The following is a 15,422-nucleotide window of genomic DNA, read 5'->3' as shown; positions in this document are numbered from 1 at the left end:
GGAAACCGCACCACAAAGGGCATTTCGGCGGATATCGTCGCGGCAGAGAAGCGAGAGCGACCGGCAGTGGCGCCGGTCGTCGGAGAAGTCGAGCGTAGTTGATTACCGATGTTGTCGAAGTCGTCGCGGAGGTTCCGGTCTCCCGGCGCGCGCTCTATGAGCTGCTTGGGGATCCGCAGAACTATCCGCGGATCCTGGTGGGAGTCGGTGCCTGTGAACCACGGGAGCCGATAGACGGTCGGCCGCTGGTCCGCTTCCGGATCGGGTCGATCGAGGCGGGCGTCCGCACCATCGACGTCCAGCCGATCGTCGTGCGCTGGTACGAGCGTCTGGAACTGCACTGCCCGAGCGAGGGAAGTTTCGCCTCGATCCGGCTGCGCGGCGAGGGGGATCGCACCCAGGTGATCATCACCTGCTTCGCCGTCGGCCGCCTGCATCCGGCGCTGGCCGAGATGTCGAAAGCGGCACTGGTGCAGTGGGTTCAGGCGGGACTGGACCGCGTCGTCGACATCGTGCGCGGCAAGCCCACCGCGGTGGTGACCAACGGGGAGAACTCCCCGGTGCGCCGGCGCGCGGGCGTCATCCGGCAGATGATCGTCACCGGCGTGGTCGCCAGCCGGCCCGACCTCGGCGTCAAGCAGGTGCGGCGGCTGCTGCGCTGGGGTTTCAACCTGGCGGGCGGCTACGCGGCGGGCGCGGCCTACGCCCCGGAGCGGGTCGCCGTCGTCGATGCGCACGGCAGCCGCACCTTCGCCGATATCGATACGCGCTCCACGGCGCTGGCCGGCGCCATGGCCGAGTTGGGTCTGGGCACCGGCGACGCGATCGGCCTGCTGGCCCGCAATCACCGCGGCATGGTCGAAACCATGGTCGCCGCAGGCAAACTGGGCGTCGACGTGGTCCTCATGAACGCCGGGCTGTCCGGGCGGACGCTCGAGGAGATCGTGCAGCGCGACCGGCTGATGGCGCTGTTCATCGACGGTGACCTCGAGCAACTGGTCAAATATCTGCGCGCCGACATTCCGCGCTTCACCACCGACGACGCGCCACCGCCCGGCCGCAGCACCCTCGACGATCTGATCACGCTGGGGCGGACCGAGTTCCGGATGCCGTCGCAGCCCGGCCGGCTGGTGGTGCTGACCTCCGGCACCACCGGATCGCCGAAGGGCGCGCGCCGTCCGCACCCGCGCGGCTTCGCCACCATCGCCGCGCTGCTCTCGCGCATTCCGCTGCGGATGCACGAGACCATGCTGATCCCGGCCCCGCTGTTCCACACCTGGGGCCTGGCCGGACTCCAGATCAGCACCGCGCTGCGCGCCACCACCGTGCTACCGGAGCAATTCGACGCCGAGGACACCCTGCGCCTGATCGCCGCGCATCAGGTCACAAGTCTGCTGGTGGTGCCGACCATGCTGGAGCGCATTCTCGAGCTGCCGGACGAGGTGCGCGAGCGCTACGACGTGTCCAGCCTGCACGTCGTCGCCAGCTGCGGCGCGCCGCTGGCGGCGGCGACGGTACTGCGCTTCCTCGAGGTCTTCGGCGACATCCTCTACAACGTGTACGGCTCCACCGAGGTGTCCTGGGCGACCATCGCCACCCCGGCGGATCTGCGGCTGTCCCCGATGACGGCGGGCCGTCCGCCGCTGGGCACCAAGGTCGCCGTGCTCGGTGACGATCGGCGACCGGCGCCGGTCGGTGTGGTGGGCCGCATCTTCGTCGGCAACCACATGCTGTTCGACGGCTATGTCAGCGCCGCGCCGCCGGAGGAGGTGGACGGACTGCTCGACACCGGCGATGTCGGGTATCTGGACGCGGCGGGCCGGCTCTACATCGCGGGCCGGGACGACGAGATGATCATCTCCGGCGGCGAGAACGTCTTCCCGCGCCCGGTGGAGGAGGCGCTGGCATTGTTGCCGCAGGTGAGCGAGGTGGCGGTGGTCGGCGTGCCGGACCGCGATTTCGGGCAGCGGCTGGCCGCGTTCGTGGTGAAACGCGATGGGGTGGGCCTGGATCCGGAGATGGTGCGCACCTATATCCGCAACCGGCTCGGGCGGGTGTCCGTGCCGCGCGATGTGGCGTTCCTGAACAAGCTGCCGCGCGGCGAGACCGGAAAGGTGCTCAAGCGCTTCCTGGTTGCCGAACCGTTGCTGTAACGCGTCGCGTCGCCTCGGTGATGTAGCTCACGTAAGGGTGACCAGCGGTCACCGTGCTCGGATGAAACGCGTGGGCCGATAGCGGTCGGGGTGTCCAGCCCCACGCCCGGAGGTTGTCATGAACGCGATGTGGAAGCGGATGGCCGTGAGCGGCTCCGCGGTAACGCTGCTGGGTGCCACCGCGCTGCTGGGCGCACCCACCGCCGGGGCCCAGCCGGGACCCTGGTGTTCGGTGAACCCGGTCGGCGCCACCGCCGCCTACTCGATGTGCGGTGAGGGCGTGCACCATCAGGTGCGGATCACCTGCTGGGCCTGGTGGGCCTGGTTCTCCAGCTACGAACGCTGGGGCAATCCCGCCGTCGGCGCCCAGCAGTCCTGGAGCAGTTGCGATCTGCCGTTCAGCATGCAGACCTGGACCGTGATCACCTACTGACCCTTCTGGAAGCCGAGCAGCAGCTCCGCCGCGACGCTGACCGCGATCGTGGCGGGCTCCTTGCCGGTGATCTCGGCGAGCCCGATCGGCGTCTTGATCCGATCGATCGTGGCCTCGTCGTGGCCGCCCTCGGTGGCCAGGCGCTTGCGGAAGCGAGTCCACTTGGCGGAGGAGCCGATCAGGCCGATCGAGCCGAGACCCGCGGTGCGCAACGCGGTGTCGCAGAGTGCGGCGTCCTCGGCGTGATCATGGGTCATGATCAGGACGTGGGCGCCGGGCGGCAGTTCGGCCAGCACCTCCTCGGGCAGCAGCAGGGTGCGGTGGACGTGGATCTGCGCCTCGGCGTCGGCGAGCACGGCCAGCCGTTCCTCGGCCAGCTGCTCGGGGCGGGTATCGATCAGGTGCAGATCCAGGTTGTGCCGGGCCAGGATTCGGGCCAGTTCGTAGCCCACGTGCCCGACGCCGAAGATCGCCACGGCGGGGACCACCGGCAGCGGCTCCAGCAGCACGCTGACGGTGCCGCCGCAGCACTGCACGCCGTGCCGGTTGCTGACCTTGTCGTTGAGCGCGAAATCCAGTACCTCGGTCGCCGGCTCGGGCTCGCCCATGAGCTCCCGGGCTCGATCGATGGCGACGGCCTCGATATTGCCGCCGCCGATCGATCCCCACGACTCGGTCCGGCCCACTACGAGTTTGGCGCCGGCCTTGCGCGGGGCGTGGCCGCGCACCGTCGCGACGGTCACCAGCACGCCGGGTTCCCGGCGGGCTCGTAACCGTGCGACCGCGGCCACCCAGGACATCTCAGGCACCGCCCGTGGTGTGCGCCGCGGCGGGCACGCGGTCGCCGTCCTGCCCGTTGCCGTTGTTTCCTTGGTTCGCAAGTTCTTTCGTGTCCACCGCGGCGGTGTCGCCGAGTGCGGCGTGCCCGTTGCCCGCGTGCCCGTCGCGCCGCGCCTCGCCCCGGCGCGCCCGCTCGATCGCCCAGAACACGGCCTCCGGCGTGGCGGGCGAGGCCAGGTCGACGCTGGTACCGCTGGGCCCGAACGCCGCCGCGGCCTGCCGCAGCGCCTCCCGCACCGAGAACGCCAGCATCAGCGGCGGCTCGCCGACCGCCTTGGACCCGTAGACCGCGCCCTCCTCGGTCGCGTTCTCCAGCAGCGTCACGTGGAACTCCTCGGGCATCTCCGAGAAGCTGGGCTGCTTGTAGGTGCTGGCCGCCTGAGTCAGCAGCCGGCCGCGGCCCGGGCCCTCGCCGGTGTCCCAGCGCAGGTCCTCGAGCGTCAGCCAGCCCGCACCCTGCACGAAACCGCCCTCGACCTGGCCGATGTCGATCAGGGGTGAGAGGCTGTCGCCCACGTCGTGCACGATGTCGACCCGTCGGATGCGGTAGGCGCCGGTGAAACCGTCCACCTCGACCTCGGTCGCGGCGGCACCGTAGGCGAAGTACTTGAACGGTGAACCCTGGAACACCTTGGCATCCCAGTGCAGCCCCTCGGTCCGATAGAAACCGGAGGCGGACAACTGAACTCGCTGCATGTACGCGGCCCGGACCAGGGTGTCCCAGTCCAGTTCCCGGTCGCTGCCCAGCGCGGTGACCACGCCCTCGGCGATCCGCACGTCGGCGGCGCTCGTGCCCAGCTGCGACGCGGCGACCTGCGCCAGCCGCGAGCGCAACTGCTCGCACGCGTTCTTGATCGCGCCGCCGTTGAGGTCCGCCCCGGAACTCGCGGCCGTCGCGGAGGTGTTGGGCACCTTGTCCGTTCGTGTCGGCGCCAACCGCACCTTGTGCAGCGGGATACCGAGCGTGGTGGCGGCGACCTGCATCATCTTGGTGTGCAGGCCCTGGCCCATCTCGGTGCCGCCGTGGTTGATCAGAACCGAACCGTCCTTGTAGATCAGCACCAGCGAACCGCCCTGGTTGAAGGCGGTCAGATTGAACGAGATGCCGAACTTGATATTGGTGATCGCCAAGGCGCGCTTGGTATTCGGATGCGCGGCATTGAATGCCGCGATCTCGCGCTGCCGTTCGGTCCAGTCGGCGCCGGATTGCACTTGCCGCCAGATCTTTGCGATCCGATCGGTCTGGCCGACCGGTTGACCGTACGGGGTGGTCTGGCCCGGCGCATAGAAGTTGCGCTCGCGCAGCTCCGCCGGATCCAGGCCGAGCAGCGGCGCGCACCGGCCCAGGATGTCCTCGATCACGAGCATGCCCTGCGGGCCGCCGAATCCGCGGAAGGCGGTGTTGGACACCGTATTCGACTGCGCGATCCGTCCGGCGACGTGCGCGTGAGGAATCCAGTAGGTGTTGTCGATATGGCACAGCGCGCGGGCCAGGACGGGTTCGGACAGGTCCAGGCTCCAGCCGCCGTCCGCGGTGAGCGTGGCGTCCAGGGCTTGGATGCGGCCGTCGGCGTCGAAGCCGATCTTCCAGTCGGCATGGAAGCCGTGCCGCTTGCCCGACATGGTCAGATCCTGAGTACGGTTGAGCCGCAGGCGAACCGGGCGACCCGTCAGCTTGGCGCCGAGGGCCGCGACGGCCGCGAACCCGTGCGGCTGCATCTCCTTGCCGCCGAAGCCGCCGCCCATGCGCAGGCACTGCACGGTCACCTCGTGGCTGGGCAGGCCGAGCACGTGCGCGACGATCTCCTGGGTTTCGGAGGGATGCTGGGTGCTGGACTGGATGAACACCTGCCCGGCCTCGTCCACCAGCGCCAGCGCGCAATGGGTCTCCAGGTAGAAGTGCTCCTGGCCTTTGAACTCGAACTCGCCGCTGAAGACATGCGCCGAGTCGGCGAAGCCCTGGGCGATATCGCCGCGGATCATGGTGGGCCGCGCGCCGTGGAAGCTCTCGCGCTCGATCGCCTCGCGCACGGTCACGATCGCGGGCAGTTCGTCCAGGTCCACCTCGACCGCCGCCGCGCCGTGGCGGGCCGCGTCCAGCGTCTCGCCGAGCACCCAGGCCACCGCGTGGCCGAAGAACATGACCTCGTCCGGGAACAGCGGCTCGTCGTGCTTCATGCCGGCGTCGTTCACGCCGGGCACATCGGCGACGGTGAGCACCCGCACCACGCCGGGTACGGCCAGCGCGGGCTCGGTGCGCAACCCGGTGATCCGGCCGTGCGCCTGCATGACCTGCACCGGATACGCGTGCAGGCAGTCCTTGGTGCGGTACACCAGATCGTCGGTGTAGAGCGCGGTGCCGGTGACATGCAGCGACGCGCTCTCGTGCGGCAGCGGCAGCCCGACGACCGGACGCTCGGGAATCTCGGACAGCTGACTCATGACTCCGCCTCGGTGGTTTGCGCGTACAGCTTGAGCAGGCTTTGGCCGAGCATCGCGGAGCGGTACTCGGAGCTGGCCCGGTGGTCGCTCATCGGGGTGCCCTCCGAGCGCAGGATCAGCGCCGCGGCCTCGATGGTCTCGGTGGTCCACGGCTTGCCGAGCAGCGCCGCCTCGGTGTCGCGGGCGCGGATCGGGGTGGCGGCCACACCGCCCAGGCCGATGCGGACGCCGCGGACCACGCCGTCCTCCAGCTCGAGCGCGAAAGCGACTGCGACACTGGAGATATCGTCGAAGCGCCGTTTGGCGATCTTGTGGAACGCGGCCACCGGCGCCAGTGGCAGCGGAATCCGCACGGCGCGGATCAGCTCGTCGGCGCGGCGCACGCTCTGCCGGTAGCCGGTGAAGTAGTCGGCCAGATCGATCTCGCGTTCGCCGTCGACCGAGGCCAGCACCACCGACGCGCCGAGCGCGAGCAGCGCGGGCGGGCTGTCGCCGATGGGGGAGCCGGTGCCGAGATTGCCGCCGAGGGTGGCGTTGTTGCGGATCAGGCGGGACGCGAACTGCGGGAACAGCTGCGCCAGCAGCGGCACGCTGCCGTCGAGGCGGCGCTCGATCTCGGTCAGCGGCACGGCCGCGCCGATCTCGAGGTGATCGGATTCGATACGCAGCTCCCGCAATTCGGGCAGCCGGTCGATGCCGAGCGCGTACTCCGCGCGCCGGGCGCGGATATTCACTTCGACACCCCAGTCGGTCGAGCCCGCGACGAGCACTGCGTCGGGACGTGCGCGCAGCAGTCGTACCGCCTCGGCCAGGTGCTCCGGGCGGCGGAACGTGCGGCCCCGCTGGGTGTACTCGGTGGCGACCGCGGCCGGGGCGGGCTCGGTGCGCCGCCGAGCGAGCGGGTCGTCGGCCTCGGGCGCGCCGAGCGCGAACGCCGCATCGCGAATCGGGCGGTATCCGGTGCAGCGGCACAGATTTCCGCTCAGCGCGTGCAGGTCGAAGCCATTGGGTCCGTGCTCGGAATCATGCGAATCCGATTCGGCGGCAGCGGAATCCGCGGTTTCGCCGGACGAGCAGAGCGAGGCGCAGCGGCCGGGCCGGTAGTACTCGGAGGCCATGCTGCACACGAATCCGGGGGTGCAGTAACCGCATTGCGAGCCGCCGCGCACAGCCATCTCCTGCTGCACCGGATGCAGGGCGGTCGGCGCGCCCGTCGGGTCCAGCGTGCCCAGCCCCTCGGCGGTCACGATCTCCTGCCCGTCCAGCGCGGCGACCGGCACCAGGCAGGCATTGATCGCGACCCAGTCGGTGGGCGCCTCGACGCCGGGGCGGGCGAGGAGAATCGAACACGCGCCGCATTCGCCTTCCGCGCAGCCCTCTTTGCTGCCGGTGAAACCCCGCTCGCGCAGGAAATCCAGGACCGAGGTGTTCGGCTCGGCCGGGGAAATCGGAGTCGAGGAACCATTCACCGTGATTCGCGCGGCTACCATGGCACAACCTCATTTCGGAGCGCGCTCGATACGCCAATCCTAGTCGCCATTTCAGGAGCTTTCTATTCGGTCGCGCAGCCGAACGGGGGCGCGCGAATCGGCACGACGAACATGCCGCAGAGGTCTGGAAGATCGAAAGAATGCCGCGGCAACGACTCAGTTGCCGTGGGCGACCCGGCCCGGGACCCAGACGGTCCGGTGAGCGCGGCGGCGCAGGTCGTAGCTGGTAGGCATCGACATCGCCTCCTTCGGGCAGCTCACGGGTCGGTGGGCTCGAAGTTACGGTGACCCAGGCCATAGGTCAAGCCGCCGTGCCCCGTTTGTAGGAAGCTCCGACACTCGCGATGGAAATGGTGCGCCGGGTCGGTTATTCACACCATCGGAGATGACGAATTCGTTTCTGTCGGTCAACACTTCGTGACGCTTGTAAAAGCCTACGAAAAGCCGCGGCCGGGCCGGTAATGTCTTCATGTCTTCCACCTCTAGCTGGCGTCCGCGGTTTCCCTGTGTACTCCTGAACACACGTTGCCGTAGCCGAATGGAGTGACCGTGACCACGACTCGAGAGATGAGCGTCCAGGACCTGGAACGGGCCTGGCTGGACGAGGCGATCCGGGTCGCCACCACCAGCGTGGCCGATGGCGGCGGCCCGTTCGGCGCGCTGATCGCCAAGGCGGGCGAGGTGGTCGCCGTCGGCCACAACCAGGTCACCTCCACGCTGGACCCGACCGCGCACGGCGAGGTCACCGCGATGCGCGCCGCCTGTCGCGAGCTCGGCACCTTCTCGCTCGAAGGCTGCGTGCTGATCACCTCGTGCGAGCCGTGCCCGATGTGCCTGTCCTCGGCGCTGTGGGCGCGGGTGGACCGGATCGTCTACGCCGCCGACCGGCATGACGCCGCCGTCGCCGGTTTCGACGATCTGAAGTTCTACGAGCTGTTCGAGCTGAAGCCCAAGGCGAACTGGCCCACCCGGGTCGAGCAGCTGGATCTGCCCAACCGCAACGCTCCCTTCGAGGCATGGCTGGCCAAGACCGACCGGATCGATTACTGAGTTCCGGCCGTGCACACCGACGGCGACCCGCGACAGCGGGTCGCCGTTCGTGTGTCCGGGGTCAGCCCACCGACATGGCGGCGGTGACGAGCGCGGCCACGATGAGTACGGCGAGGACGGTCAGCGCGACGCGGTTTCCGCGCGAGGGCGGCTGAGCTTCCGGGATGTCCTGGGGGTGGGTCATGCGTCGACTCCGTAGCTTGGTGGTCGGTTGCTGGTCCGGACGATAGCGAGTTGGTCAGGTGATCGCAGCCGTAATCGAGGTTCCTGAACGGTATCTGTACCTGCGGGATGGGGAAAGGCGCTAAAGCGCTTCGGAATTCGGGGTGCGGCGGTAGGGTCCGGCGATTTCGGGGTCCAACGGCGTGGCGGCCGGATCGGAGGTACGGCGCTCGACGGCGGCGGTGGCCTCGGGCACGTTGTCGGCGGTGAGCCGGTAGATGGCCCGCTCGATCAGCGGCAGGGCCTGGGCGACCTCGAGCGTGCCGTCGGCGCACTGGCCGAGCAGTGCGAACGCCATATTCGAGGTGATGGTGGCGATGTCCTGGAGATAGGTCTGCTCGGCCCCGGCCAGGACGGCCCCGACGACCGGCAGGACCGCGTCGAGGCCCTGGGTGTCCAGGCGTTCGGCGCCGGGGCCGCGGCGCGCGCGGTGGTAGGCGCGCAGCATCATCGGATGCCGCTCCCAGGGCTCGAAGACATGCCGGATCACCCGCATCAGCCCGTCGTAGATGCTCTCCCCGGGCGGCGGGTATTCCATTGCGACATAGGAGTTCTCGGCCATCCACGCCTCGAGCGCCGACAGGATCAGCTCGTCGCGGGTGGGGAAGTGCTTGTAGATGGTGGTGAGCGAGACCCGGGCACGGCGCGCGACCTCGCGCAGCTGGACCGCGTCGTAGCCCTCGGTTTCCAGCTGCGCGCGCACCACGTCGACGATGCGGCCGCGCAGAGCCTCTTCCGGTTCTTTGCTCACCCCGCTACAGTAACGCCGTTACTCGAGTAACCGTGTTACTCGAACCGTTGAATCGAAAGATCTGCCATGCCCTCCATGACGCGCCGGTCACTGCTGACCGGGGCCGCCGCGGCCGGAGCACTGCTCCTGCGCCCACCGTCGGCGCGCGCCACACCCATTCCGCTGACGCGGTCCGAGCACCGCGCCGTCGTCGTGGGCTCCGGCTTCGGCGGCGGTGTGGCGGCGCTGCGCCTGGCCCAAGCCGGTGTTCCGGTCACCGTGCTCGAACGCGGACTGCGCTGGCCGACCGGGCCCGACGCGGAAACCTTCCCGCACCCAGCCCGGCCGGATCGGCGCATGCTCTGGCACGAGTCCATGCGCAGCCCGTTCGGCCGTGAGCTGGCCGTCGAGCGCTATCCCGGCCTGATCGAGGCGGTGCCCGGGATCAATATGACCGCCCTGTGCGCCGCCGGAGTGGGCGGCGGATCCCTGATCTACCAGGGCATGTCGCTACAGCCCGCCGAGTCCGTCTTCAACGCGCACCTGCCGCCGGAACTCGACTGGGCGACCCTGGACCGGGTCCACTACCGGCGGGTGGAACGCATGCTCGGACTCGCCGTCGCCCCGGACGAACTCATCGCGAGCCCCACCTACGCCGCACCCCGGCTCTTCGCCGACCGAGTGCGCCGGGCCGGACTGCCGCTGTCGAAGATTCCGATGCCGATCGACTGGAATTTCGCGCTCGCCGAGCTCCGCGGGGAGATGAAAGCCTCCTACACCAATGGTGACGGCGCGCTGGGCGTCAACAACGGCGGCAAGCATTCGGTCGATGTCACCTACCTCGCCCAGGCGGAGGCGACAGGCCGGGTCACCGTCGAAACCCTGCACCAGGTCACGGATCTGGAGCGCGCGCCGGACGGGCGCTGGGTCGTCCGGGTGGACCGGATCGACACTACCGGCGCCGTGCTCGAGCACCGGATCCTCACCGCCGGCGCCCTGATCCTGGCGGCGGGCAGCGTCAACACCACTCGCCTGCTGGTGCGCGCGGCCGCCAAGGGGCAGATACCCGACCTGCCCGACGGAGTCGGACAGGGCTGGGGCACCAACGCCGATCGCATCTACCTCTGGAGCGATCCGAGCGCGGAATTCGGTGCGGCGCAGGGTGGTCCGGTGGTCTACGGCAGCCTGAACTGGGCCGACCCACACAGCGCGCACACCCTGATCCAAGCCTCCATACCACCGATGGGCGCGGATGCCCACAGCACCATGATGGTCGGCTACGGCGTCAGCGCCAGCCGCGGGCGCTACGTCTACGACCCCGCCACCGACGATGCCGTCCTGCACTGGCCGTCCGACGGTGATCGCGTGATCCAGGAGGGCCACATCGGTCCGACAGCGCATCGAATCGCCGGTGCGACCGGCATTCTCACCGATACCAACGCGGTGTTCCCGTCCACCTGGCATCCGCTCGGCGGCGCCTGCATGGGCACGGTCTGCGATCTCGACGGGCGCGTGCTCGAACAGCGCGGACTCTACGTCGTCGACGGCGCGCTGCTGCCCGGCAGCGCCGCCGCCTGTAATCCCTCCATGACCATCGCGGCCATCGCCGAACGCGCACTCGACAATCTGGTCGCGCGCGACGTCGGTGCCGTCATCTGAACCCCGAAATACTGGAGACAACAATGAAATTTGCCCTCGGTCGCACTGTCGCGGCCCTCGCCGTGAGCTGTCTGGCCGCCGCCGGGATCGGCGCCGAAGCCGCCGCCGATCCGGTCGGCGCGTTCTATCAGCCGCCGGTCGGTTTCGACAGTGCGCCCGGCTCGATCATCCGCACCCAGCCGACCTCGATCCTCGCGACCGTGCCGGGTGAACAGTGGCCTGTCCCAGGGCAATTGGTGCTGTACACCTCGCAGCGCCAGGACGGTTCGCCGGTCGCCGTCAGTGGCGCGTACGTGCCGGGCACCCGGCCCTGGCAGGGCTCGGGCCCGCGGCCGACGATCGTCATCGCGCCGGGCACCACGGGGCAGGGCGATCAGTGCGCCGCCTCGGTCGCGGTGTCGACCGGGCTCGCCGTGGATGTCGGGCGGCGCTCGATCTCGCCGAACCAGGAGGCGGTGGCGCTGGCGGCGTGGAGTGCGCTGGGCGCCAACGTCTTCCTGACCGACTACATCGGGCTGGGCACGCCCGGCGTGCACACCTACGTGAACCGCGCCGAGTCCGCGCACGCGGTCCTGGACGCGGCGCGCGCCGCGGTCCGCCTCGCGGGAACGCCGACTCCGCTGGCGTTCTGGGGCTACTCGCAGGGTGGCGGCGCGACCGCCGCCGCGGCCGAACTCCAGCCGGAGTACGCGCCCGAGCTGGATCTCAAAGGCGTCTGGTCCGGTGCGCCGCCCGCCGATCTGACCGCGGTGATCGGCCGAATCGACAGCGGCAATCTGATCGGCGGCGCGATCGGGTTCGCGCTCAACGGTTTCCGGGAACGTCACCCGGAACTGGCCGTCGAGGTCGACCGGCGCATCACCCCGCAGGGCCGGGCCACCCTGGACACGCTGGCCACCGAGTGCATCGGCGACGTCATCCTGCGACAGCCGTTCCTGCGGTCGACCGCCCTCACCGTCGACGGTCGCTCGCTGCCGCAGCATCTGCTCGAAATCCCGGCCGCAACAGCAGTTCTGGACGCGCAGCGAATCGGCCACCGCGTTCCGTCCGTGCCGGTTCTGGTCACCAGCGGGATCAACGACGACACCATTCCCTACGACCAGGTCCGGCAGATGGCCCAGTACTGGTGCGCACGTGGCGCCACCGTCACCTTCCGCACCAACCACCTGCCCGCGATCGCCCCGGGCGCGACGCTGCCGAACCACTTCGGTCCCGAGCTGATCGACGGCTTCGTCGACAACGTCATCCCGTATCTCCTCGATCGCCTGGCCGGCAAACCGGTCACCGGGTGCACCTTCGACTGATCGGAATGGGATCCATATCGCGTCCGGACCGGCTTACCCGGCCGGTCGGGTGCTGGCAACATGCGGAACCAGCAGTTCCGAGACATCATGCCGCGGTCGCGCTGCTGGTCGGTATCCACCGGGCCGCCCGGACCGCGGAGCCCGTCGCGGGACGACACGCTCAGAGCGCGTCGTAGACCGCGGTGACCAGGTCGTGGGCGCGGCGATCGCCGGCGAGCCAGTCGCGCCGCAGATTCGGGGCGAAGGCGATCGCCAGGTGGTGGTCGATATCGCCGAGGCCGAGCGCGCCGCCCGCGCCGGGATGGCCGAACGCGGTGGGGCGGGCGGCGGCGGGCAGGATCATGTTCTCCGAGGGCAGCACGAAGCCGAGGCCGAAGGCGCTCTCGAGCAGCAGGACGGCATCGGTGCCGCGCACCTGCTCGCCGATCGCCGCGGTGAGCAGGCCCGGGGGCAGGATCGCGCCGCCGACGAGATCGCTGTAGAACCGGGCCAATCCGCGTGCGGTGGTGATCAGGCCGGTGGCGGGCCAGCCGCCCGCCACCACCTCCGGCTTGTTGTAGGACCCGAACGGGTTCGTCGACGCGCGCAGCGCGAGCGAGCCGGGATCCCGGTAGGCGCGTGCCATCCGGGCCACGGTGTCCGCGCCGATCGGGCCAGGGTCGGTCCAGCGCCGCTGCTCGGCGGGCGGTGATTCCACGCGAGCCATATCCGGCGCGGCACCGAATCGGAGTTCGGCGCCGAAGTGCCGGGCGACATATTCGCCGATCGTCGAATTCGTGTGCCGCCGAACGAATTCGGCGACCAGCCAGCCGAAGGTCAGCGCGTGATAGCCGTGCCGGGTGCCCGGTTCCCATACCGGAGTCTGCTCCGCCAGCAGCGCCGCCATCGCCACCGGGTCGGCGGCCTTCGCCGCGGAAACCGGCCGGTCGAACGCCGGTAGCCCGGCGCGGTGGGTCAGGAGGTCCGCGAGTGTCGTCGCCGACTTACCCGCCGCGCCGAACTCCGGCCACCATGTGGTCACCGGTTCGTCCCAGCCGACGCCGTGCCGATGCGCGACGTCGAGTGCCGCCGCCGTCGTCACCGCCTTGGCGCACGAGTAGGTCACGACTGCCGTGTCGCGCTCCCAAGGTCGCCCGGTCCGCGAGTCCGCGACCCCGCCCCAGAGATCGACGACCGGCCGTCCCGCCTGAAAGACGGCCACGGCCGCCCCGATCTCGAGGTGCGCCTCGAACACCTCGCGCACCTGCTGGAAGGCCGGATCGACCTGGCCGTGCGCGCCACCGCTCATGTCCAGAATTAGAACACGTTTCAGTTCGACACGCCACGCCCGCGCGCTCGCGCATTTGACCTTGACACAGTGATAAGCCGTTCACTGACAGTCGGAGGTGGTACCCATCAATACGACACAGAGGAACTCGCAGCAGGTGATCACCGGCCTGGCCGCCGACAGCTCGTCGACCCGGCTCGCGGCCGCCCTGACCATCGGCACGCACCCGGACCCCGGTTTCGTCGACGCGCTGATCGAACGGTGCGCCGTCGAACCCGACTTCTACGTCCGCGACATGCTCACCTGGGCGCTGACCCGGCACGCGCCGGCGGACACCGTGCCGAAACTGCGGGCCGAGCTCGAATCCGAGCGCGCCCAGGCCCGCAGCCAGGCGCTGCATTCGCTGTCGAAGATCGGAGATCGCGGCGTCTGGCCGTCGATCACCCGGGACCTGCTGTTCGACACCGAGGACGAAGTAGCGCGGACCGCGTGGCGTACGGCCGTGGCGCTGGTGCCCGAGTCGGCGGCGGCCGGACTCGCCGCCGATCTGGCCACCCAGCTCGCCCGTGGCGACCGGGAGCTGAGGTTGAGCCTGAGCCGGTCGCTGGCCGAGCTGGGTGAGGTCGCCGAACCGGTGCTGCGGGCGGCGATGACCAGCCCCGACCCGGCCGTGCGCGCGCATGCCGAAGCAACGGAGCGGCTGCGACTGGACCCCGAGTCCGGGTTCTACCTCGCGGTGGACGCGGCGAAACGGGTTGCGGCGCTGGGGCCGGAGCACGAGGCCGCCGCGTGCTGATCGGTGAGGTGGCGCGCCGGTCCGGTGTGAGTGCGCGAATGCTGCGGCATTACGACTCGCTCGGGCTGGTGCGGCCTACCGGCCGCACCGTCGGCGGCTACCGCGAGTACTCCGACGCCGACATCCGCCGCATCCTGTACGTCGAGGGTCTGCGCACACTCGGCTTGTCGCTGAGCCAGATCGGCAGTGCCCTCGACGATTCCGAGTTCGCTCCGGCCGACCTGATCGCGGATCTGGTCCGGCGCACCGAGGAACGGTTGCGTCGCGAACAGGAACTGCTGGACCGGTTGCGTGCGGTGGACGCGGCCGAGCCCGGCAGCTGGGACGACGTGCTGCGCATCGTCGAGCTGCTGCGCGGTCTGGATTCCCCGGACGCCGCCCGCCGAATGCGTACGGCGCTTGCGCCCGCCGACATCGGATCGATGCCCGCCGATCTGCTGGCCGAGGCCGTACTGACCGAACCGGATCTCAATGTCGCCGGTGCCCTGCGCTGGGCGCTCGCCCGCTCCGGCGGCGAGGGCGTCGCGATCGTGGTCGCGGCGCTGGCCGACGCCGATCCCGCCATCCGGCGCCGGGCGATCCTGACGCTGATCGAATTGCCCGGCGCGGCAGCGACATCGGCGCTGGTCGACGCATTGCGCCACGCGGACAGCGCGATACGAACTCAGGCCGCGCTCACTCTCGGCAATCGCGGTCTGGCCCAGTCCATCCCGGCGCTGGTAGCCACCGTGGTCACCGGCCCGAACGATGTCGAGGCGGGTGAACTCCTGGGCCGGTTCGCGCGAGATCCCGCGCACGCGGACCACATCCTGGACGCGCTGCGCGCCGAACTCGGTGCCCCTACCGCCACCCGGGCGATCCGGATCCGGCTCACGCAGGCTCTCGCCGAGCTCCCGATCGCCCTGGCTCGCATCGGTTTACATGCCCTGGCCGACGATCATGATCAGTCGGTCGCCCGCATCGCCGCCGCCCTGTCCACCATGCTCGACCAGAGACGGGAGGACAACGGATAGCCCCGATATGGGATTCTGATCCC

Annotated in this window: 13 protein-coding genes; 7 read left to right on the top strand and 6 right to left on the bottom strand. The window is 69.9% G+C overall.

Translation table 11 applies throughout. The features are described from left to right. Window positions 1-98 precede the first annotated feature (98 nt). Window positions 99-2,153 (top strand): AMP-binding protein, encoded by a 2,055-nt coding sequence (locus ACFVMC_RS30995; protein ID WP_379216194.1) that lies wholly within the window; start codon window positions 99-101, stop codon window positions 2,151-2,153. 118 nt (window positions 2,154-2,271) lie between these two features. Then, entirely contained in the window at window positions 2,272-2,586 is a 315-nt protein-coding gene (locus tag ACFVMC_RS30990; protein ID WP_379216192.1) for a hypothetical protein, read from the top strand. On the opposite strand, the gene xdhC is transcribed toward ACFVMC_RS30990, so the two are convergent. From xdhC to ACFVMC_RS30975, 3 genes are read right to left on the bottom strand one after another with little or no spacing between them, the layout of a single operon-like run. Next, complete coding sequence (xdhC, locus tag ACFVMC_RS30985; RefSeq protein WP_379216253.1) at window positions 2,580-3,386, bottom strand: xanthine dehydrogenase accessory protein XdhC; 807 nt, start codon at window positions 3,384-3,386, stop codon at window positions 2,580-2,582. The genes ACFVMC_RS30990 and xdhC overlap by 7 nt on opposite strands. Before the next feature lies 1 nt (window position 3,387). Next, on the bottom strand, window positions 3,388-5,868 hold the full coding sequence (gene xdhB / locus ACFVMC_RS30980) for a xanthine dehydrogenase molybdopterin binding subunit (RefSeq protein ID WP_379216191.1): 2,481 nt from the start codon (window positions 5,866-5,868) through the stop codon (window positions 3,388-3,390). After that, entirely contained in the window at window positions 5,865-7,358 is a 1,494-nt protein-coding gene (locus tag ACFVMC_RS30975; RefSeq protein WP_379216189.1) for a xanthine dehydrogenase small subunit, read from the bottom strand. Before ACFVMC_RS30975 ends, xdhB begins: the two co-directional genes overlap by 4 nt. Before the next feature lie 549 nt (window positions 7,359-7,907). Between ACFVMC_RS30975 and ACFVMC_RS30970 the strand changes: the two genes are divergently transcribed. Continuing rightward, complete coding sequence (locus tag ACFVMC_RS30970; protein ID WP_379216187.1) at window positions 7,908-8,408, top strand: nucleoside deaminase; 501 nt, start codon at window positions 7,908-7,910, stop codon at window positions 8,406-8,408. Window positions 8,409-8,469: 61 nt separating this feature from the next. Here the strand turns inward: ACFVMC_RS30970 and ACFVMC_RS30965 are convergent, their stop codons facing one another. Further along, complete coding sequence (locus ACFVMC_RS30965; protein ID WP_379216185.1) at window positions 8,470-8,592, bottom strand: hypothetical protein; 123 nt, start codon at window positions 8,590-8,592, stop codon at window positions 8,470-8,472. A 120-nt stretch (window positions 8,593-8,712) separates the two neighbouring features. Further along, window positions 8,713-9,381 (bottom strand): TetR family transcriptional regulator, encoded by a 669-nt coding sequence (locus ACFVMC_RS30960; RefSeq protein ID WP_379216183.1) that lies wholly within the window; start codon window positions 9,379-9,381, stop codon window positions 8,713-8,715. Window positions 9,382-9,447: 66 nt separating this feature from the next. Between ACFVMC_RS30960 and ACFVMC_RS30955 the strand changes: the two genes are divergently transcribed. Both ACFVMC_RS30955 and ACFVMC_RS30950 read left to right on the top strand, forming a co-directional pair. Then, window positions 9,448-11,019, top strand: coding sequence for a GMC oxidoreductase (locus ACFVMC_RS30955; RefSeq protein WP_379216181.1), 1,572 nt, complete (start codon window positions 9,448-9,450; stop codon window positions 11,017-11,019). A gap of 23 nt (window positions 11,020-11,042) precedes the next feature. After that, window positions 11,043-12,323 (top strand): lipase family protein, encoded by a 1,281-nt coding sequence (locus tag ACFVMC_RS30950; protein WP_379216179.1) that lies wholly within the window; start codon window positions 11,043-11,045, stop codon window positions 12,321-12,323. A gap of 160 nt (window positions 12,324-12,483) precedes the next feature. On the opposite strand, the gene ACFVMC_RS30945 is transcribed toward ACFVMC_RS30950, so the two are convergent. Continuing rightward, window positions 12,484-13,611 carry a serine hydrolase domain-containing protein gene (locus ACFVMC_RS30945; protein ID WP_379216177.1) on the bottom strand — a complete coding sequence of 376 codons (1,128 nt, stop codon included), beginning with the start codon at window positions 13,609-13,611 and terminating at the stop codon, window positions 12,484-12,486. A gap of 97 nt (window positions 13,612-13,708) precedes the next feature. Between ACFVMC_RS30945 and ACFVMC_RS30940 the strand changes: the two genes are divergently transcribed. Both ACFVMC_RS30940 and ACFVMC_RS30935 read left to right on the top strand, forming a co-directional pair. Then, complete coding sequence (locus ACFVMC_RS30940; protein ID WP_379216175.1) at window positions 13,709-14,386, top strand: HEAT repeat domain-containing protein; 678 nt, start codon at window positions 13,709-13,711, stop codon at window positions 14,384-14,386. Next, window positions 14,380-15,399 carry a MerR family transcriptional regulator gene (locus ACFVMC_RS30935; RefSeq protein ID WP_379216173.1) on the top strand — a complete coding sequence of 340 codons (1,020 nt, stop codon included), beginning with the start codon at window positions 14,380-14,382 and terminating at the stop codon, window positions 15,397-15,399. Before ACFVMC_RS30940 ends, ACFVMC_RS30935 begins: the two co-directional genes overlap by 7 nt. Window positions 15,400-15,422: the final 23 nt, after the last annotated feature.

This window comes from Nocardia sp. NPDC127579, assembly GCF_042672005.1.
Classification (GTDB): Bacteria; Actinomycetota; Actinomycetes; order Mycobacteriales; family Mycobacteriaceae; genus Nocardia.
Note: the sequence above shows the minus strand (reverse complement) of the source record. Positions and strands in the feature narration are given on the sequence as shown.